Below are 19,470 nucleotides of genomic sequence, written 5' to 3' on the forward strand. Positions count from 1 at the left end.
TAAATGCGTCCCGGCCATTCGCGGCACGGTCGGGGCGCATTGCGTCGGGAGGATCGGGATGATGTACTCGGTGGGCGCCGGAGCGGGAGGAAGTCGTGGCCGGAACTTTTGGTGAGCTGCTGCGGGAACAACGCATTGCGGCGGGTCTGTCGATGGGGCAGTTGGCGAAGCTGATTCATTACAGCAAGGGATATCTCAGCAAGATCGAGAACGACGTCAAGCCGCCCACACCGACGGTCGCGAGGCTATGTGACGGAGTGCTCGGCGCCGGCGGGAAGCTGATCGAGGCCGCGTTGTTCAGCCCTCCCGCGCTCGGCCGTCGCCAGGTGCTGCTGGCGGGCACGATGCTCGGCGTCGGGGCGCTCGCGGGCGTCGGACCGCGGCCGGTGCCGGACGAGCACCTGATCGCGGGGATGCGGACCTCGTTCGAGCACCTGCGCCTGCTGGGCATGGGCACCAGCCCGATGGTGCTCCTCGAGCCGCTGAAAGCCTTGCAGCACACGGTGCACGGGCTCGCCCGCGAGAACACCGGGCCGGTCGGCACGAGGTTGCTGCGGCTCGCCGCGCGCATCGCCGAGTACACCGGCTGGATGAGCCAGGAGGCCGGCGACGAGCAGGGCGCAATGTGGTGGACCAGGCAGGCGTCGGAACTGTCCAGGGCCGCGGGGGATCCGGACATCGCCAGCTACACGTTCGTCCGCGAGGCCGGGCTGGCGCTCTACCGGCAGGACTCGAGCAGCACGGTCAACCTCGCCCAGCAGGCGCAGTGGATCGGCCAGGCCGGTTCCCGCGTCCTCGCGTTGGCCGCACGACGTGAGGCGCAAGGGCACGCGCTCGCCGGCAACCGGAGTGCGGCCGAGCAGGCGTTCGACCGTGCGGCACAACCGATGGGCGTCGCACAGCACGACAGCCCGTACCCGGTGCTTGGTTCCAGCGCGCCTGACCCGCTGGAGCTCGCGAGGGGCTGGTCGTTGTGCGACCTCGGGCTCACCGCCGAGGCCGCGACCGTGCTGGAACGGCAGCTTTCCTTGCTACCGGCCACTTCCCGGCGTTCCAGGGCCCGCTTCGGCACGCGGCTGTCGCTGGCCTACGCGTTGTCCGGTGAGGTCGACCAGAGCTGCGGCGCCCTCGCGGCAACGATCGAGGACGCCGCGCACGTCGACTCCGCGACCGTCCGCACGGATCTGCGCCAGCTCGCCAGAACGCTGGGCAGGTGGCACAACCACAGCGCCGTGCGAGAGATCTATCCCGACCTCAAACGACTGCTGGCCGAACGCTGACCACAAGCGCAGGTCAACGCCGCGCGCTCGGCCCGCACCTCCTCGGCCTCCGGCTGGTCGAGCTCGGCGAACACGGTCTCGGCGGCTTCCCAATGCGCCGCGGCGTCGGAGTGCCGGCCCAGCGCGTGCATCGACCGTGCCGCACCGATTTCGCCGTGAGCCCGATGCGTGCGGTTGCCGGTACCGGTCGCGAGGTCCAGCAGTGACTCGTAGAGCCGCAGCGCCGCACCGTGATCACCACCGTCGCCGGCCGTCGCAGCGCGGACGCGGAACAGCCTCGCCCTGAGGTCCGCGTCGTCCACCCCGGCGGCGGCGAGTGAGGCCTGTCGGTGGTGGTACACGGCTTCGGTCAACCTGCCGGCCAACCGGTGCGCGTCGGCGATGTTGGTCAGCGCGTAGGCCGCCACGCACATGTCGTCCAGCCGCACCGCGAGCTCGTGTGCTTCCACGTGGTTGGGTATCGCTTCCTCCAGCATGCCCAGGAGCTGCTGAATCCCGCCGAGGTTGTCCAGCGAGTGAGCCAGCCCGCGCAGGTGCCCGATCTCCCGCTGGATCCGGACAGACTTCTCGTGCTGGTGCAACGCGACCTCGTACTGGTGGTGCTGTTCGTTCAGATAGCCGAGCAGGCTCAGCACGTGCGCCTGGCCGCGCAGGTCCCCGCACTGCTCGTACTTCTCCAGTGCCGCGTCGAACTGCTGCATCGCCTCCTCGTGCGAGCCGAGCTGCATCGTGGAGATCGCGATCGTGCACAGCGACGCGGCCTCACCGTGCACGTCGCCGTGTTCCGTCCAGTGCGGCAGGGCCTGCTGCGCGAGTTCGAGCGCCTTGGCGTGCAGTCCACGCCGGTCGTGCGCGATGGCGAGGCGCAGCAGCACATGCGCCTGGCCGTAGCTGTCGGTGGTCTCCCTGGCCTGCTCCAGGGTGGCGGTCCAGTCCTCGAACCGGTTCGCCGTGTTGAAGTGCCGCCACATCAGCACGGCCAGTCGCCATGCGTGACCGGGCAGCGCGCTCGTGGCCGCGTGGTGGGTCGCGGCGACCACGTTGTCGAGCTCGGCGGTGATCCACGCCTGCGCCTCGCCCGGTTCGGTGAACCGCAGGCTGAGCGGACTCTCACGGTCCACGGAGGGCTGGGCCGCGCGGTCGAACGGGTACGCCGTACCTGCCGCGTTCGCCAGGGTGACGAGGTAGAAGTCCAGCAACCGGGCCAAAGCGTCCGCGGGAGCGGGCTCGAAGGCGACGAACTCCTTGATCGAGTCGAGCATCTGGTAGCGGTCCGGCGCGATCTCCTCGAGCAGACAGACCTCGTGCAGGTCGTCGAGCAGCTTGCGGGTCTCGGACACGTCGTGGCCCACGAGCGCGGCCGCGGCGACGAGATCGACGTGCGGGCCCGGCAGGTGCCCGAACAGCCGGAACACCTCCTGCTGGTGTTCGTCGAGCAGCCGGTAGGAGGCGTGCACGGCCGCTGCGCCGGTTTGCCGCCACGGCGTGTCCTCGTCCATCAAGCCGAGCAGATGCCCCAGCGACCACTTGTCGTGCCTGCGCAGTGTCGCCGCCGCGACCGTGATCGGCATCGGCAGGTACCCGCAGCGTTTGACCAGGCCCGCCACGTCCGCGGGCCTGCCGCTCCGGCGCGGATCGGTCAGCCTCTGGAACAACGCGGTGGCATCGCTCGCCGGCAGCGGGCCGAGCCGGACGTGGTCGCTGATGTCCGGGTCGCCCATCTTCCTGCTCGTCACCACGGCGAAGCACTCCCGCGCCTCGGGCAACAGCGGTCTGATCTGTTCGGGTGAGAGAGCGTTGTCCAGCACCACCAGGGTTTTCGTGCCGTAGAGATGTGACTGGTAGAGCGTGACCTTGCGGCTCACGGTGTCCGGGATCTGCTCCGCGGGGACTCCCAGCTCGGTGAGCAGCTGCGTCAGCGCGTCCGAGGTGGACATCGGTGCCACGTTCGGCGTGAACCCGTTGAGGCGGAGCAGGATCTGGCCGTCCGGGAAGTGGTGACGCAGGCGGTGCGCGGCCTCGACGGCCAGGCCGGTCTTGCCGACGCCTGGCGCGCCGCTGATCCACAGCGCGCGCCGTTCGCCGGTACCCGCCGCCGCTGACTCGATCTTCGCCAGTTCGCCCGATCGGCCCGTGAACTTGCCGGGACGGCTCGGCAGCGAACTGACCGGCTCACCCTGCTCCGCGCGTGCCGCGAGCTTGCGCAACACCGATCCCGGCTCGAAGCCGGCTTCTGCCAACGCCTCGCACGCGCGTTGGTAGACGCGGATCGCACCGACTCCGTTGCCGTCCACGATCAAGGCGCGCATGAGCAGCTCGGCGTACCTCTGATTGGCGGGGTCGGTTTGCAACGCACGGCGCATGCGGTCGCGGGCGGAGCGGTGCACACCGATCTGGAGCTCCAGCTCGGCGAGGTCGCTGAGGGTGTCGGGGTAGCTCTCGGCCGGTGAGATCACCCCGGCGCCGCCGACCCTGTCGATGTCGATGTCGTCCAGGAACCGTCCGCGCCACAACGAGACCGCGATGCGCAGCAGTTCGACGGCCTTGAGCTGGTCGTTGTTGTGGACGGCCTGAGTGGCCTGCTCGCGCAGCCGGTCGAACCGCACGCTGTCGATCTGGTACTCGTCGACGCGAAGCACATATCCCGTCGGTGTCCTGTCGATCGACGCGTCGGTGTTGTCGAAGGCCTTGCGCAGCTTGTTGATGTAGCCGCGCACCAGCGACTTGCGCTCCGGATTGTCCGGCCACACCGTCTCGGTGAGCCGTTCGGGTGACACGGGTTTGTTCGCGTGCAAGAGAAGTACGACGAGGATGAAGCGTTGCTGCTGGTCCCCCAAGGACACGGAGGTGTTGTCGTGCCACGCCTCCAACGGACCCAGCATCAGGAACTCCACGCCGTCCTCCTCGGTGTCCGAGCTTCGTTCTGGGAGGAATGTCGCGCAAGGGACCGTTTGTGTGTCAGCGAATCATCTTTTTGTCCACGATCGATCAACACGATCCGGTAACCGTTCCCCTTGTCACGCTTGGTGTTGAGGGGGAGACACATGGTGCTGGAAGTCCTGCCCTGCTACGTGGTGTGCGACGTTTCGTTCTCTATGACCGACCACCTCGCCGAGGTCAACGCGGGAATGCGGGAGTTCCGCGGGGTCGTGCACGCGGACCGGCGAGCCACTGCCCAGATTCGGCTCTGCGTGGTGGTTTTCGCGGAGAACCCGCTGGTGGTGCAGCCTTTGCGGGTCGCGCTCGATCCACCGGAAACTATTACACCGCACCAGGAATCAGGCTCCTGCTTCGGATCCGTGTTCACCCTCATGCGCACTGTCATCGAGCGTGATGTGGAAAGCCTGAAGGCGCAACGGATCCGGGTGCGCCGGCCGATGCTGTTCTTCATCTCCGACGGCAGGGCGACCGACTCGGCGTGGCCCGCGGCGTTGGCGCAGCTCATCGCCACGGCCTCAGGCCCGGAGATGATCGCGTTCGGGCTCGGTGCCGTCGACCCGCCCGCGCTGGACCGCATCGGCACGTCGCGGGTCTTCCTGGAGCGCGACGGTGTCCGGGTCGGCATCGCGCTCGCGTCCTCGGTGGCGCGGCGCGTCCTGCGGCCGGACCACGTCTGATCGATCCACGGCGTGTCCACTTCTCGTCCACACGCCCGACGCAACCTGCCTCCGCCGCACGTGAGCGCGCAAGGGGAGGGAGAGCGGAGATGACGTCGACGCACGCGAAACTGGTCCACGAGCTGAAGAAACTCCGGAAGGGAAGGGGCGTGCACGGGCGGATCACGGACCGCCTCGGCCCGGAACTGGCCGCGGCGTGTCGAATCACCAGGGCCGACGGGCCTTCCGCCGCCAAGCAGAAACTGGTCACCAGGCTGACCGAGCTGATCGAGCAGCTTCCCGAGGACCTCCAGCTCCCGGCGCGGGCCGCGTTCGGTCTCGCCTCCGAAGCGCGTCACGCGCTCTACCAGGAGCGGGTGAACTGGGTGGCCGCCGCGATCGACCGCGACTCCCGCACCGTGCGCCGCCGCGTCGACGAGGCCGTCGACCAACTGGCCGAGCTGGCGGCCACCACCACGCCCCGTGACGCCGGCGGCTGGCACACCGCGGAGCTCAGCGTCGCGGTGACACTCGACCAGGGGCAACCCGAGGTGCTGGAGCGCTACCAGGTCGTCGTGGACCAGGACGGCGTGGACCAGTTGGAGTTCGCGCCCGTGTTCCCGGTGCACCGACGGGACGTCGACGTGCATCTGCTCTACGGCGGCACGTTGCAGGACCGCTCGGCGTCACGTCCCGGGTTCACGCTCGTGCCGGCCGAACCGCTGGTGCGCGGCGAGACGCACGACTTCGCGGTCCGGTACCGGCTGCTGAACCGCGATGTGATGCATCCGTGCGTGCTGCACGTGCCCGAACGGCCCTGTGAGGTGTTCGACCTGCGCGTGAGGTTCGAGCACGACCGCCGGCGGTTCGTGCGGACGTACGACGGGGTGCTGCAGCGGTCCGATGCCGAGCCGGCCGGGGTGCAGCAAGCGGTGGACCGGGCGGGGGAGATCCACCTCAGGTTCCGGCGCCTGTTGCCAGGGCTGTTGTACGGCGCTCGGTGGGGAGCGTCGGCGGCCTGCTCGGCCCGGCGCGCGTCCTGACTACTTCGCGTCGGCGTTGAAGGTGAAGAGGCACCAGCCGTCGGATTCCTTCTTCAGGAACCCGCCCGCCTTCGTTTCGGCGCCGTCCAGCGTGTACCACATTCGGACCTGACCGCCGTCGTCCGCTTTCGTGGTGGTCACTTTGTCGTGCAGGCGGAGTTTGCCGCCGGCCGCGATCGCCTTCTCCGTCCACGTGTTGACGGCGCGGGCGGTGGCGCACATGTACTTGCGGGCGGCGGCGATGTCCTTGTCGTTCACGGCTTTCGCGAACGCCTGCATGCGGCCGGTGGCGCTGTTCGGGTCGGGGTCCGGTGGTGGTTCCTGGGAGTCGGTCACCGGGATGAAGCCCATTTCGCAGACGACGTACTTGTTGTCCTCGTCGAACAGGGCGAGGACGCCGCGTTGTTTCGAGAGGCCGCTGTCCTTCGGGTATTCGACGGACATGATCGCGACGGTGGCGTCCTTGTTGCCGTCGTTGTAGATCGGGTCGCTGGGCTTGATCTTGCGGACCTCGTCGACCTTGAAGGACGGCTGGACGTCGCTCTTCTTCTTGGGGTTGAAGGGTTCGATGTCGCGGTAGAGGATCTCCTCCGCCTTCGAGACGTCCTTGCCCTCGGCGTTGGTGCGGCCGTCCTTGCACGTCAGCACGTTCACGAACTGGTCGATGTCGTGGCGGTTGAGCGCGTCCGCGACTGCTCGCGCGGTGCTCTCGGGGGAGGACTGGTCGGCGGTCACGGCCGGCCGCGACTTCATCCAGCCCGGCCAGAGCAGGCCCGTGCCGAGGATGCCGGCCGCGGCGAGCAGGACCACGAGACCGATCACGATGAAGACCACCGGGGACTTCTTCTTCGGGGGCATTGGCGGCATCGCGGGCGGCCCGGGAGGGCCCCACTGCGGCTGGCCCCACTGCGGCGGTCCGTACGGGTTCGGTGGCTGGGTCACGTGGAGTCCTAGGCGGCCGGCGGGCCGGGTGGTGGCGGGTAGGGCAGGTGCGGGTACGGCTGCTGCTGCGCCTTGCGACGGGAGCGGCGGACCAGCACCACGATGAGGATGATCACGCCCAGGACGAGCAGCAGGAACGCCACACCGCCGATGATCAGCCACGTGACGAGAGTCTTCGTGACGTCGGTGTCGTCGTCCGGCTTCTCGGTGACCTGGCGTTCGCCGAACGTGTCGCGCAGCTCGGCCTCGGTGTAAGTCGTCTGGCCGCCGGGCAGGGTGATCGACAGGTGGTCGATGTGCTCGGGGTAGGTGTCCCAGACGATCTGGGCGACCTCGTCGGGGTCCGGGCCGTTCGCGGTGATCTCCAGCGTGTCGACGCCGTTGTTGGAGCGGTGGTAGAGCGAGACGTTCTCGTATCCGGTGTCATGGATCCGGGTCTGCAGCGTCGCCAGGTCGGCGATCGCGGCGCAACCGGTCAGCGCCGCGCACAGCAGGACGAACAGGGCGAGACGTCTCATGCTCAGGAGGTTAGGGAAAACCGCTGCTCCGCGCCCGGGAAACGGTGCAGTCTTGAGCAGATGAGACCTCTCGTGGTGATCGACGTCGACGGCCCGCTCAACCCGTGGGCGGCGAAGACCAAGCCCGCGAACTACCGCCCGTTCGACATCAAGGTGGGCTGGTGGCGCAAGCTCCGCATCTGGCTCGACCCTGATCACGGCGACCAGTTGAGACGGCTGGCGGAAGAAACCGGCGCCGAGCTCGCGTGGGCCACCAGCTGGTCCCACAGGGCGAACACCGAGATAGGGCCGCGCATCAACCTGCCCCAGCTGCGAGTGATCGAGTTCCACGACGAGCACGGCTGGAAGTACCCCGCCGTCGCCCGCTACGCCTACGAACGGCCCCTCGTCTGGTTCGACGACGACTTCGGCCTGCACCGGGACAGGAACCGGGAATTCGTCCACAAGCGACAGCACCTGACCACCGCTCTGGTCCACGTCGACCCCGCGACCGGGATCACCGCGCAGCACCTGAGCGAGGCTCGGAAAGCATTCAGCAGCAACCCGTAGTGCACCGAGAATTCACCGTAGGAGTCGAGAAGGTCTCAACCGGCGCGGCTGGCTTGACAACGAAAGCAGTCCGCGCGAATCCTCCGCCTGTGCTGAAGCGAGGGAACGTCACCACGAAACTGATTGGTGTCGGCGCCTTGGTGCTGGCAGTGGCCGCCTGTGGCGCCCCGCCCGCCAAGGAGACGCAGACCGGAGCCGCCGGAACCGCCAAGTCGGCGAGTGAGCTCGGTGGCATGGACAAACTGGTCGAGGCCGCGAAGAAGGAGGGCAAGCTCAACGTCATCGCGCTGCCCCCGGACTGGGCGAACTACGGCGAGATCATCAAGGCGTTCGAGGCCAAGTACGGCATCAAGGTCGACTCGGCCCAGCCGGACGCGTCCTCCCAGGAGGAGATCAACGCCGCGAAGCAGCTCAAGGGCAACGACCGCGCGCCGGACGTGTTCGACCTCGGCCTGAACGTGGCCCTGGCGAACAAGGACCTGTTCGCGCCCTACAAGGTCAGCACGTGGGACGACATCGCCGCGGAGCTCAAGGACGCGGACGGTGCCTACTACGGCGACTACGGCGGCTTCATGTCGATCGGCTACGACGCCGCCAAGGTGCCGGCGCCGACGAGCGTGAAGGACCTGCTCAAGGCCGAGTACAAGGGCAAGGTCGCGCTCAACGGCGACCCGACGCAGGCCGGTGCCGCGTTCTCCGGTGTCGTGATGGCGGCGCTGGGCAACGGCGGAAGCGCCGACGACATCTCGAAGGGTGTCGACTTCTTCAAGCAGCTCAAGCAGGCCGGCAACTTCCAGCCGGTCGACCCGTCGCCCGCGACGATCGAGTCCGGTCAGACGCCGGTCGTGATCGACTGGGACTACACCAACGCCGCCCAGACTGAGAAGCTCAAGGGCAAGATGGACTGGAAGGTCGTCGTGCCGCAGGAGGCGCTGCTCGGCGCCTACTACAACCAGGCCATCAGCAAGGACGCGCCGCACCCGGCCGCCGCTCGCCTGTGGCAGGAGTTCCTCTACTCCGACGAGGGCCAGAACCTCTACCTGAAGGGCATGTCCCGCCCGGTCCGCCTGGACAAGATGGGTGACAAGGCGGACAAGGCCGCCAAGGACAAGCTGCCGAAGGTCGACGGCAAGCAGGTGTTCCAGACGCAGGCCCAGGCCGACAAGGCCAAGGCCGTCCTGACCGCGACCTGGGCGCAGGCCATCGGATGACCGCAGTCGCTCCCGTAGCGACGACGCCCGGCGGCTCCACCCAGAAGAAGGGTGGGGCCGCCGGTCGGCCATCTGTGGCCGCTTGGCTCGTCGCGGTGCCGTTCCTGGCGTTCGTCGGCATCTTCCTCGTCTACCCCACGGTTCTCGTGCTGTTCGGCGCCTTCCAGGGCTCCGACGGCGGGTTCACGCTCGACAACCTCTCGACGCTGTTCACGGGTGTCGTCTTCGATGCCTTCGTGCGCAGCATCGAGCTCTCGGCGCTGTCCGCGGTCATCGGCGCGGTCTTCGGTGCGCTGCTCACGTGGGCGATCGCGGTCGGCAACCCCGAGGGGATGCTGCGCCGGATCGTCGTCGCGGGCAGCGGTGTGCTCGCCCAGTTCGGTGGCGTGCCGCTGGCGTTCGCGTTCCTGGCCACGATCGGCTTCGAAGGTCTGGTCACGAAGTTCCTGCGTGACAACGTTGGCATCGACCTCTTCGCCGGCAGCGCGTGGCTGTTCGAGCTGCCCGGCCTCACGCTGGTCTACACGTTCTTCCAGATTCCGTTGATGGTCATCGTGTTCCTGCCCGCGCTGGACGGTCTCCGTCCACAGTGGCGTGAGGCGAACGCGTCGCTCGGTGGCACGAGCTGGACGTACTGGCGCCACGTCGGCGGCCCGATCCTGACGCCGCCGTTCCTCGGCGCGCTGCTCCTGCTGTTCGCCAACGCCTTCAGCGCCTACGCCACGGCCGCCGCGATCGTCTCGCAGGGCAGCCCGATCGTGCCGCTGCAGATCCGCGGGTTCCTCACCGGTGAGGTCGTGCTCGGCCAGGAGAACCTCGGCAAGGCGCTGGGCCTCGGCATGGTGATCGTGGTCAGCATCGCGATGGGCGTGAACGTGCTGCTGCAGAAGAGGGTGGCCAAGTGGGTTCGCTAGTGAAGCAGCGCGTTCTGCGCACGATCATCCTGCTGGTCCTCGGCGTCTACTTCATCCTGCCGCTGATCGCGATGGCGGAGTTCTCCACGCGCGGGAAGAACAACACGCGCAGCCTCGAGTCGTGGACGTCCATCGTCGACGACGAAGGGCTGATGGAAGCGCTCGTCAACTCGTTGCTGCTGTCGGTCACGTCAGCGGTGCTGATGCTGGTGCTGCTCGTGCCGACGATGGCGTGGATCCGGCTCCGGCTCCCGCAGTTGCAACGGCTCGTGGAGTTCCTGTGCCTGCTGCCGCTCGCGATCCCCGCGATCGTGCTGGTGGTCGGCATGGCGCCGCTCTACGCGTGGGTGAACTACTTCCTCGGCGACTCACCGCTGACGCTGACCTTCGCGTACACGATCCTGGTGCTGCCGTTCGCGTACCGCGCTGTTGACGCCGGTCTGTCCGCCATCGACCTGAAGACGCTCTCGGAAGCCGCGCGCAGCCTCGGCGCGTCGTGGTTCACGGTGCTGTGGAAGGTCGTCGTGCCGAACATCCGGGTCGCGCTCATCGGTGCGTCGCTGCTGTCGGTCGCCTTGGTGCTCGGCGAGTTCACCATCGCCTCGCTGCTCAACTTCGACACGCTGCAGGTACAGGTCAACCTGCTCGGCAAGCGCAACGCGGGCGTCTCCATCGCGGTGTCGCTGCTGTGCCTGCTCTTCGCGTTCGTCCTTCTGTTCGCACTTTCTTATGTCGGCCAGCGTCGCCGTCAGACCGTGGTCGAGGAGTGAAGATGGGTCACCTGGAACTCAAGGGGTTGCGCAAGTCCTTCGGCGGCAACACCGCGCTGGACGGCCTGGACCTCGACCTGGCCGAGGGCGAGCTCGTGTCGCTGCTCGGGCCGTCGGGCTGCGGCAAGACGACGGCGCTGCGGATCGTCGCGGGCTTCGAGACGTCGGACTCGGGCACGGTCACGGTGGGCGGCAAGGACATCACTCGCGTGCCGGCGAACAAGCGGGACATGGGCATGGTCTTCCAGGCCTACAGCCTCTTCCCGAACATGACCGCGGCGCAGAACGTCGCGTTCGGCCTGAAGATGCGCAAGGCCGAAGCCAAGAAGGCGGGCGAGCTGCTGGAACTGGTGGGGCTGTCGCATTTGGGCGGCCGCTACCCGCATCAGATGTCGGGTGGTCAGCAGCAGCGCGTCGCGTTGGCGCGCGCGTTGGCGATCCAGCCGCGCGTGCTGCTGCTGGACGAGCCGCTGTCCGCATTGGACGCCAAGGTCCGCGTGAACCTGCGCGACGAGATCCGCCGCATCCAGACGGAGCTCGGCATGACGACGCTGTTCGTCACGCACGACCAGGAGGAGGCGCTCGCCGTCTCGGACCGGGTCGGCGTGATGTCGCACGGCCGGTTGGAGCAGCTGGACACGCCGTCTGTCGTGTACCGCAAGCCCGCGACTGCGTTCGTGGCGCAGTTCGTCGGTGTCACGAACAGCATCGAGGCCAAGGCCGAGGGTGCGACCGTGGTCGTCAACGGCGTCACGGTGAGCGCTGAGCACGACCAACCGTCCGGAAGCGACGTTCGCGTCATCGTGCGGCCTGAGGACATCGGGGTTTCCGCACATGAGGGCTCGACGAATGGCAAGATCGTCGGTGATGTGCTGACCCAGTCGTTCCTCGGGCCGGTCACGCGGATCTCCGTCAGAATCGGCGAGCAGATCCTGCGGGTCGACCAGCCGTCCAACCAGGCGGCGGCCTACCAGCCCGGCACGCAGGTCGCACTCGACCTCAGTGAGTCACGGATCATGGTGGTGCCAGGCTGATGATCAGAAAGCTCCTCGCGCGCGACACGGCGGAGGCCCACCGGGTCGCGACGCCGTTGGAGCTGTTGTTCGACCTGAGCTTCGTGGTGGCGGTCGCCCAGGCCGCCGCCGGGCTCCACCACGCGGTCTCCGAGAACCATGCAGGGGCCGGTTTGCTGGCCTTCTGCATGGCTTTCTTCGCGTTGTGGCTGCCGTGGCTCAACTTCACGTGGTTCGCCAGCGCGTTCGACAACGACGACACGCTGTACCGGATCATCACGATGGTCCAGATCGCCGGAGTGCTCGTCATCGCGGCGGGCATCCCGCGCGTCTTCGAGCATCAGGACTACCGCGTCGTCGTCAGCGGGTACGTCGTTCTGCGACTCGCGATGGTCACGCACTGGCTGCGGGCGGCGCGGGACAACCCGGCGCACAAGGTCTGCGCTCAGCGCTATGCCGGTGGTATCGCCGGCATGCAGGTGCTTTGGGTGCTGTGGGTCGTCGTCGCGCCGACGAGCCTCCAACTGCCGTTGTTCGTGCTCTTCATGATCGGCGAGCTGCTGGTACCGGTGTGGGCCGAGCAGTCGGAGCTCACGACCTGGCACCCGCACCACATCGCGGAACGCCACGGGCTCTTCACGTTGATCGTGCTCGGCGAGTCGATCCTGTCGACCACGATGGCGTTCCAGAAGGGCTTCGACAGCGGCGTCAACCTCATCTCGCTCGCGGTGGCGTCGCTGGTCATCGTGTTCTCGATCTGGTGGATCTACTTCGAGGCGCCGTCGCACCTGGACACGGTGAAGAAAGCGTTCCTGTGGGGGTACGCGCACTTCTTCATCCTCGGGTCGATCGCGGCTTTGGGCGCGGGTCTGGCGGCGTCGGTCGACTACGACCTGCACATCGCGCACGCGCCGGGGATCGCCATCGCGCCGTTCACGACGGTGCCGCTCGCGATCTTCTTCCTGTGCGTCTGGTACGTGCAGGAGTGCCACGCGCAGAGCGGGCTGCGCAAGTACCTGCTGCCGATCGGTGCGGTGGCGGTGCTCGCTGCGACGTTCGGACCAGCTCCGATCCACGTCACGGCGGGGATCACCCTGGTTCTCGTGATCCTCACACGCGTGGTGCGATGATCAGGACATGACCGGTGTTCGTGAACTCCGCCTAGTCGTCACCGCGGCCGACTACGACGAAGCCCTGCGCTTCTACCGAGACGTCCTCGGCCTGGAGCAACGGGCGGCGTTCGCGTCCGACGGCGGGCGGGTCACGATTCTCGAGGCCGGGCGGGCGACGCTGGAGATCACCGATCCTCCGCACGCCGACTTCATCGACCAGGTCGAGGTGGGTTCGCGGGTCGCCGGGCACATCCGGGTGGCGTTCGAGGTCGAGGATTCAGAAGGCACGACTCGTGCGTTGGAAGCCGCTGGGGCCGAGGTGATCGCGGAACCCACGCGCACGCCGTGGAACTCGCTGAACGCGCGGTTGAAAGCGCCTGCCGGACTGCAGCTGACGTTGTTCCAGGAGCTGGGCGAGTGACGATCTCCGCTGCCGGCTATCGCGATCTCGCGAACCGGGACGTGCTCGCGTGCGCCGTGGTCACGGTCGCCGCGAAGTTACCGATGTCGATGACGCCGCTGATGATGGTGTTCCTGACCAAGGACCTGTCCGGCGGCTTCGTTCTGGCCGCGTCGCTGACGGCCGTCTACGTGCTGGGCGAGCTGCTCGGGGCTGGGTTGCTCGGGCTGCTGCTCGACCCGTCCCGGATGCGCGGCCAGCTCGCGGCCGGGCTGATCGTCGGCGCCGGGGCGTTCACGACGCTGGCGCTGACCACCAACGTGACGGTGCTGGTGATCGCCGCGTTCGTCGCGGGTGCCGGGCCGTCGACGACACCGGGCGGGCTGCGGGCGATGCTGCTCGGGCTCGTGCCGGACGCGTTGGTGCCCAAGGCGATGGGTTTCGACGCCATGATCACGCAGGTGGTGTGGGCGGTGGCGCCCGCGCTGGTCACCGTGCTGGCGTTGAGCGTCGATCGGCGGGCGCCTGTCGTGGTGTCGGTGTCGCTGATCGTCGTGGCGGCCTGGCTCGTGTTCATCCTGCCGCGCGGGCACGTGACTTCGCGTGCCAGCTCGGCGAAACCTCGTGTGGTGGCGTCGGCGTGGCCGATCTACCTGGTGAGCGCGGCGGCGTTGGCGCAGCTGGCGGTCGCGGAGCTGGTCTTGCCCGCGTTGCTGGAGCACCGGGGGATCGGGATCGGCTGGATCGGGCCGTTGCTGACCGGGTTCGCGGCTTGCAGTGCGCTCGGTGCGGTGCTGTACGGGCTGCGGCCGTGGCCCGGATCGTTGCGCACCCAAGGCTTGGTGCTGCTGGTGATCACCGCGACGTGCGTGGGTGCGGTGGCGTTGTTCCCGAACCTGCCGGGTATCGCGGGGGCGTTGCTGGCGGCTGGGTTGTTCCAGTCCGGCGTGCTGGTGACACGGAGTCTGGTGCTGCGCGAACGGCTTCCCGTCGGGGCGCACGCGGCCGGGTTCTCGATGATGTACGCGGTGACCGGTGCGGGCTACGGGCTCACGGCCGTCGTCGCCGCGTGGGCGATGGACGTCGGCTCGCCGATCTGGGCCGTTTTCGGTGGTGTCGCGGTGACTTTGGTCCTGACAGCGATCAGCGCGGCTGCCGAGAAACGACAGCCGCGCTGATTCGGACAGCTACTACCCGCGGTAGAAGTTGCCCTGGGTCTGCACGTTCAGCTCGTCCGTGCGGAAGAACTTCGCCGCGAACGTGCGCGGGTCGCGCATGTCGATCACGTCGAAGCCGCGGCCCATCTCCGAGGAGTAGATGTAGCCGTTGTACCAGTAGGTCGACCAGGTGCCGCCGCCCTGCTTGTTCGGCATCGGGCCGCGCTCGAAGAAGCCGATCTCACGCGGCTTGCTCGAGTTCGTGAAGTCCCACACCGAGACGCCGCCCTGGTACCAGGACTGGACCATGATGTCCTTGCCCGGAACCGGGATCAGCGAACCGTTGTGCGCCACGCAGTTCTCCGAGTCGCCCTGCATGCGCGGGATCTTGTAGTAGGACTTGAACACCAGCTTGCGGTTCTTGCCCTTGCCCACGATGTCGTAGATGCCGTTGGCACCACGGGTCTGGCCGATCTTCTCGTTGCACGTCGCCGCGCCACCGCCACCGAGCTCGTCGGTGAAGACGACCTTGGTGCCGCTGTTGTTGAAGGTCGCCGAGTGCCAGAACGCGAAGTGCTTGTCGTCCTGGACCCTGTTGATCTCCACCAGGTTCTCCCGGTCGGAGATGTCCCAGAGGACACCGTCACCCATGCAGGCGCCGGCCGCGAGGTCGAGCTGCGGGTACACGGTGATGTCGTGGCAACCGGACGTCGCCGTGACGTAGCCGTCCTCGATCGTGCCGGGCGTGCCCTGGTTCGCGCCGTCCGGGAAGAGCACCGGCGCCTTGAGGAGCTTGGCCTGGGCCGGAGCCTTCAGCGGCACCTTGACGATCGAGATCTTGTCGTGCGGCGGCTGGCAGTCCGGGAACGTGGCGTTGGGCGAGTAGGAGGAGATGTACAGGTACACGTCCTTCTTGTTCTTGCCCGGCACCAGCGTGTGGGTGTGCGAACCGCAGTCGGTCTCGACGGCCGCGACGTACTTCGGCGCCGCCTTGTCGCTGATGTCGAAGACCTTGATGCCCTCCCACGACTCCTTGATGCTCGCGGGCTGCGGCACGCTGTTGCAGGAGTTGTCGTTGCGCGACGAGTCGGTCGACAGGAACAGCAGGTTCCCGTACACCGAGACGTCGTTCTGCGAACCGGGGCACAGCACCGAGCTCTTGATCTTCGGCGCCCGCGGGTTGCGGATGTCGTAGATCGTGAAGCCGTTGTAGTTGCCGACGAACGCGTAGTTGTCCTGGAACGCGATGTCGGTCTGCGTCTGGTCGAGCGGAGCCACCTTGTCCAGGTGCGACACCAGGACCATGTTGCGGCTTCGGCTGATCTCGTTCTCACCCGGGATGCCGTTGACACCTTCGGCCTGGGACTCGAGCTGGGCCTCGCTCAGTCCCGCGCCGTCGGACGGCAGGTCGGGTTCGGCGGACGCGGTCGCTGTCAACGTTGACAGCGTCAGCGCGAGCGCCCCCAGAATCGCGAAAGGCGTTCTGCGCCGCCGGGCCGTTTCGCGTGAAGTCACTGCTCATACCCCCTCAGAACGGGTTGATGAGGGGGAGTATGACCCTTTCGCCTTGCTAAGGGCCAGCGTCTTTCGGAGGGTATTCTGCCCATTATGCGTTCTGGGGTCTTGGGGCTGGTCGTCGTGTTCGCGCTGATCACGGGCTGTACATCGGAGCCTGATGCAGCCCCGATCATCGCGCCGGACACACCCGGTGGGTCGGCGGAGACGTTGGCACCATCGGACGCGTCGCGCGCGATCCCGCCACCGCCGAACGACGCCGACAAGCTCTACGTGGCGATGATGATCGTCCACCACGAGCAGGCGCTGGCGATGACGCGGTTCGCTCCTGAGCGCGCGCAGAACGAGACCGTGAAGGGTCTGGCGGACCGCATCCGGTACAGCCAGGAGCCCGAGATCGGCGCCATGAAGCAGTGGCAGCGGACGTTCAACGTGGTGGGCGGACACGAGGATCACGGGTCGATGCCCGGCATGGCCACGCAGGAGCAGTTGAACGCGCTGGGTGCCGCGCGGGGCAAGGACTTCGACCGGATGTTCCTGGAGCTGATGATCAAGCACCACGAGGGTGCGATCAAGATGGCGACGGACGTGAAGAGTGCGGGGGTCAACGTTCAGGTCGAGGAGATGGCGGACGACGTGATCGCCGTCCAGGCCGACGAGATCAACCGGATGAAGACCCTGCTGCCCACTCTGTGAGACGGCAGGGTCTCCGCGATCAGGAAGCTTCGGTGCGCTGCTGGGGCAGCACCAGGTCCTCGGCGTGCTCGAAGGTCTCGACGGCGTTGCCCGTGACGTGCCGCGCGATGCCGCGGTTGCGCTTGTGGGCCTCGCGGAACGAGTCGGACGCGACCCAGGCGCGGAAGTGTTCCTCGGACTCGAACTCGTTGACCGACACGTAGGGCTGGTCGTCCTTCGTCGGCTTGAGCAGTGTGCTGCGCAGCAGGCCGGGCACGCCGGGCAGGAACGTGCGCATGTTGCTGCGGAAGTGGGCCTCGAACTCCTCCGCCCGCTCGGCGGGGACGAACAGCCGGTTCGTTGCGATGAACACGAGGCCTCCTTGATTCCGACGCTCTGTCGGGAACTATTCCAACTCCCCGTCGGGAAATCAAGCGCGATACGATCGCGATGTGCCGAGGATCAGCGCTGACACCGTGGCGGAGCACCGCGCCAACCGGTTGCGCGCACTGCTGGACGCGGGGCGCGAGATCGTGGCGACCGAGGGGGCGGAGGCGCTGACGCTCGCGTCGCTGGCGAGACGGGTCGGGTTGTCGCGGCCGAGCCTCTACGAGTACTTCCGCTCGCGCGAGGAGCTGGTCGCGGCGATCGTGTCCGACGCGCTGCCGGAGTGGGCCGACAAGCTGGAGGACGCGGTCAACGGCGCCGGGTCCGTGCCGGCCAAGATCGAGGCGTACCTGCGCACCGAGCTGGCGATCATCACCGACGGCAGCCACGGGGCGGTGGTCGCCCTGTCCGCGCACGCGTTGCCGGACTCGTCGCGCGAGCAGATCAGGGCCGAGCACGATCGGTTGCTGGCGCCGCTGGTCGGGGTGTTCAAGACCGCCGGGGTGCAGCGGGCCCAGCTGCGGGCGATGCTCGTGCACGCCATGGTCGAGGCGACGTCGCGGATGATCACGCCGGGGCGCACCGAGCACAACGAAGCGGTCATCCAGACGTTGCTCGACCAGGTCGTGCACGGGCTGGACCAGCGTCTTTAGCGGAACGGCACCACTTCGCCGTCGCGCACCAGCTCGCCGTACTGCTCTGGTTGGAGCGGGTCCAAGGCGAGGTCCAGCAGCTTTTTGGCGGCCTGAGCCGGGGTTGGCGCTGTGCTGACGTCCCACCACAGTGCGGAGGTCGGCGTGTTGATCATGCCTGGGCAGACGGCGGCGATCAGGATGCCGCGTCGCAGGTCTGGTTCACGGCGTTCTGCTGCCAGGACTCGCACTGCGGCGACCTGGCCGACCTTCGACGGGATGTTGATGAACGCGGGCCACGCGCTGACGCGGCCTTGCATCGTCGTGTCACGCCAGTTCGCGATCTGCTCGTCGATCTCGTCCATTGTGGACGGCTCGGTGAACCGCTTGTGCAGCACCGGTGCCAGGTGGTGGAGCGTGCCGAGTGAGCTGGCGACGATCAGCAGGCGGCCGTTGTCGTTGAGGAGTGGTGCGAACGACTTCAGGAGCCTGGTGGTGCCGAAGTTGTTGACCTGCGTGTAGGTGTCGATGATCTCGCGCGGGTCGTCGTCGGGGCCGATGCGCATGACGGCGTTGCCGAAGACGATGTCGATGCCGCCGTGGCGTTCCTGGATCTGTTGTGCGACAAGGCTTGCCGCGGTGGGATCCGCGACGTCGAGCAGCTCGCCGCGGACCTTCGCGCCACCGCCGGGCATGGATTGGACGGCGGTCATGACGCGGTTCATGTCGCGGCCGGTGAGGTAGACGGTGTCGGTGGGCTCCAGGCGTTGGGCGAGGCCTTCGACCAGAGCGAGGCCGAGGCCCTGGGTGGCGCCGGTGACCAGTGCGATCATGGTTCAGGCCTTCGCGAGGAGGGTTTCGGAGTACGTCCAGAGGCGTTCGGCTGCCTCCGGGTCGAGGGCGTAGCGGGCGACGCCCTGCATCGGCGGGGCTTCACCGCGGCGGTCGACGGTCTGGGCTTCATTGCAGTCGTTGAAGTAGCGGCCGCCGATGCCGTCGAGCAGCGGTGAGGTGGCGATGAGGACCGACGTGGCCGCGCCCTGCTCGGTCGTCTTGATCAGGGCGGGGTCGACCGTGCTCTCGCCTTCGAGGTGGCGCTGCAGGTTGGTGAAGATCGCGCCGGGCATGACGGCGTTCGCTGTGATGCCGTCCTTCGCCCACCTGCGCGTGGCCTCCACCGCGAACAGGACGTTCGCGGTTTTGCTTTGACCGTAAGCACTCCACGGGTCGTACGGGCGGAACACGTAGTGGACGTCGTCGAACACCACCGGCGAGATCATGTGGCCGGTCGAGGTGACGGAGACGATGCGCGCGCCTTCCTTCGCGAGCGCGTCGTGCAGGCCTGTGGTGAGGGCGAAGTGGCCGAGGTGGTTGGTGGCGAACTGCCATTCCCAGCCTTGTGCGGTGTGCTGTTTCGGGGTCGCCATGACGCCGGCGTTGTTGACGAGGACGTGCAGCGGACCCTGCCAGGCCTGGGTGAAGGTGTCGACGGACGCGAGGTCGGTCAGGTCGAGACGGGCGACTTTCGTGGTGCCGCCGATGTCCTTCGCGGTCTTCTCGCCTGCTTCGGTGTCGCGGACCGCCAGGGTGACCTCGGCACCCGCGTGGGCCAGCGCTCGCGCGGTCTCGACGCCGATGCCGGAGGACGCGCCGGTGACGATCACGCGCTTACCGGTCAGGTCGACGCCTTCGACGACCTCGGCCGCGGTGCTGCCGAACCCGAACTCTGTTTTGATCACGTCTTCGACGCTAGGCT

20 protein-coding genes are annotated in these 19,470 nt (G+C 67.6%); 13 read left to right on the forward strand and 7 right to left on the reverse strand.

Annotation, left to right across the window (positions count from 1 at the left end):
- The first annotated feature begins 95 nt into the window (after positions 1-95).
- Complete coding sequence (locus AB0M24_RS08655; protein ID WP_363762783.1) at positions 96-1,280, forward strand: helix-turn-helix transcriptional regulator; 1,185 nt, start codon at positions 96-98, stop codon at positions 1,278-1,280.
- Here the strand turns inward: AB0M24_RS08655 and AB0M24_RS08660 are convergent.
- Positions 1,244-4,174 carry a BTAD domain-containing putative transcriptional regulator gene (locus tag AB0M24_RS08660; RefSeq protein ID WP_363762786.1) on the reverse strand — a complete coding sequence of 977 codons (2,931 nt, stop codon included), beginning with the start codon at positions 4,172-4,174 and terminating at the stop codon, positions 1,244-1,246. The genes AB0M24_RS08655 and AB0M24_RS08660 overlap by 37 nt on opposite strands.
- Before the next feature lie 150 nt (positions 4,175-4,324).
- On the opposite strand from AB0M24_RS08660, the gene AB0M24_RS08665 reads away from it, so the two are divergent.
- Positions 4,325-4,897, forward strand: coding sequence for a hypothetical protein (locus AB0M24_RS08665; RefSeq protein ID WP_363762789.1), 573 nt, complete (start codon positions 4,325-4,327; stop codon positions 4,895-4,897).
- An 89-nt stretch (positions 4,898-4,986) separates the two neighbouring features.
- Positions 4,987-5,919 (forward strand): hypothetical protein, encoded by a 933-nt coding sequence (locus tag AB0M24_RS08670; protein ID WP_363762792.1) that lies wholly within the window; start codon positions 4,987-4,989, stop codon positions 5,917-5,919.
- Here the strand turns inward: AB0M24_RS08670 and AB0M24_RS08675 are convergent, their stop codons facing one another.
- Both AB0M24_RS08675 and AB0M24_RS08680 read right to left on the reverse strand, forming a co-directional pair.
- Positions 5,920-6,861 (reverse strand): hypothetical protein, encoded by a 942-nt coding sequence (locus AB0M24_RS08675; RefSeq protein ID WP_363762794.1) that lies wholly within the window; start codon positions 6,859-6,861, stop codon positions 5,920-5,922.
- Positions 6,862-6,869: 8 nt separating this feature from the next.
- Positions 6,870-7,379: a hypothetical protein gene (locus AB0M24_RS08680; protein ID WP_363762797.1), complete on the reverse strand. Its 510-nt coding sequence runs from the start codon at positions 7,377-7,379 to the stop codon at positions 6,870-6,872.
- A 60-nt stretch (positions 7,380-7,439) separates the two neighbouring features.
- On the opposite strand from AB0M24_RS08680, the gene AB0M24_RS08685 reads away from it, so the two are divergent.
- The 8 genes from AB0M24_RS08685 (at position 7,440) to AB0M24_RS08720 (ending at position 14,526) form a co-directional block, all read left to right on the forward strand.
- Positions 7,440-7,928 (forward strand): HAD domain-containing protein, encoded by a 489-nt coding sequence (locus tag AB0M24_RS08685; RefSeq protein ID WP_363762799.1) that lies wholly within the window; start codon positions 7,440-7,442, stop codon positions 7,926-7,928.
- A gap of 89 nt (positions 7,929-8,017) precedes the next feature.
- Positions 8,018-9,139 carry an extracellular solute-binding protein gene (locus AB0M24_RS08690; protein WP_363762802.1) on the forward strand — a complete coding sequence of 374 codons (1,122 nt, stop codon included), beginning with the start codon at positions 8,018-8,020 and terminating at the stop codon, positions 9,137-9,139.
- Positions 9,136-10,053, forward strand: coding sequence for an ABC transporter permease (locus tag AB0M24_RS08695; RefSeq protein ID WP_363762805.1), 918 nt, complete (start codon positions 9,136-9,138; stop codon positions 10,051-10,053). The genes AB0M24_RS08690 and AB0M24_RS08695 overlap by 4 nt, the downstream gene beginning before the upstream one ends.
- A complete protein-coding gene (locus AB0M24_RS08700) occupies positions 10,041-10,823 on the forward strand; it encodes an ABC transporter permease subunit (RefSeq protein ID WP_363762808.1) in 783 nt (260 codons plus the stop codon). Before AB0M24_RS08695 ends, AB0M24_RS08700 begins: the two co-directional genes overlap by 13 nt.
- A 2-nt stretch (positions 10,824-10,825) precedes the next feature.
- The gene (locus tag AB0M24_RS08705; RefSeq protein WP_363762811.1) at positions 10,826-11,857 is read left to right on the forward strand and encodes an ABC transporter ATP-binding protein; all 1,032 of its coding nucleotides are present in this window, start codon (positions 10,826-10,828) and stop codon (positions 11,855-11,857) included.
- On the forward strand, positions 11,857-12,966 hold the full coding sequence (locus AB0M24_RS08710) for a low temperature requirement protein A (RefSeq protein WP_363762814.1): 1,110 nt from the start codon (positions 11,857-11,859) through the stop codon (positions 12,964-12,966). The genes AB0M24_RS08705 and AB0M24_RS08710 overlap by 1 nt, the downstream gene beginning before the upstream one ends.
- Positions 12,967-12,973: 7 nt before the next feature.
- A complete protein-coding gene (locus tag AB0M24_RS08715; protein WP_363762817.1) occupies positions 12,974-13,369 on the forward strand; it encodes a VOC family protein in 396 nt (131 codons plus the stop codon).
- Complete coding sequence (locus AB0M24_RS08720; protein WP_363762820.1) at positions 13,366-14,526, forward strand: MFS transporter; 1,161 nt, start codon at positions 13,366-13,368, stop codon at positions 14,524-14,526. The genes AB0M24_RS08715 and AB0M24_RS08720 overlap by 4 nt, the downstream gene beginning before the upstream one ends.
- 12 nt (positions 14,527-14,538) lie before the next feature.
- Here AB0M24_RS08720 and AB0M24_RS08725 read toward each other — a convergent pair whose 3' ends face one another.
- Positions 14,539-15,810, reverse strand: coding sequence for a hypothetical protein (locus AB0M24_RS08725; RefSeq protein WP_363763069.1), 1,272 nt, complete (start codon positions 15,808-15,810; stop codon positions 14,539-14,541).
- Between the two features lie 303 nt (positions 15,811-16,113).
- Between AB0M24_RS08725 and AB0M24_RS08730 the strand changes: the two genes are divergently transcribed.
- Positions 16,114-16,716 carry a DUF305 domain-containing protein gene (locus AB0M24_RS08730; RefSeq protein WP_363762823.1) on the forward strand — a complete coding sequence of 201 codons (603 nt, stop codon included), beginning with the start codon at positions 16,114-16,116 and terminating at the stop codon, positions 16,714-16,716.
- Positions 16,717-16,735: 19 nt separating this feature from the next.
- Here AB0M24_RS08730 and AB0M24_RS08735 read toward each other — a convergent pair whose 3' ends face one another.
- A complete protein-coding gene (locus tag AB0M24_RS08735; RefSeq protein ID WP_363762826.1) occupies positions 16,736-17,068 on the reverse strand; it encodes an antibiotic biosynthesis monooxygenase in 333 nt (110 codons plus the stop codon).
- Positions 17,069-17,147: 79 nt separating this feature from the next.
- Here AB0M24_RS08735 and AB0M24_RS08740 point away from each other — a divergent pair, with 79 nt between their 5' ends.
- The gene (locus AB0M24_RS08740; protein WP_363762829.1) at positions 17,148-17,735 is read left to right on the forward strand and encodes a helix-turn-helix domain-containing protein; all 588 of its coding nucleotides are present in this window, start codon (positions 17,148-17,150) and stop codon (positions 17,733-17,735) included.
- On the opposite strand, the gene AB0M24_RS08745 is transcribed toward AB0M24_RS08740, so the two are convergent.
- Together AB0M24_RS08745 and AB0M24_RS08750 are read right to left on the reverse strand one after the other, a co-directional pair.
- Positions 17,732-18,547: an SDR family NAD(P)-dependent oxidoreductase gene (locus AB0M24_RS08745; protein WP_363762831.1), complete on the reverse strand. Its 816-nt coding sequence runs from the start codon at positions 18,545-18,547 to the stop codon at positions 17,732-17,734. The genes AB0M24_RS08740 and AB0M24_RS08745 overlap by 4 nt on opposite strands.
- 3 nt (positions 18,548-18,550) lie before the next feature.
- Positions 18,551-19,453 (reverse strand): SDR family NAD(P)-dependent oxidoreductase, encoded by a 903-nt coding sequence (locus AB0M24_RS08750; protein ID WP_363762834.1) that lies wholly within the window; start codon positions 19,451-19,453, stop codon positions 18,551-18,553.
- Positions 19,454-19,470 lie beyond the last annotated feature (17 nt).

The sequence above is a fragment of the Lentzea sp. NPDC051838 genome (genome assembly GCF_040681245.1).
Classification (GTDB): domain Bacteria; phylum Actinomycetota; class Actinomycetes; order Mycobacteriales; family Pseudonocardiaceae; genus Lentzea.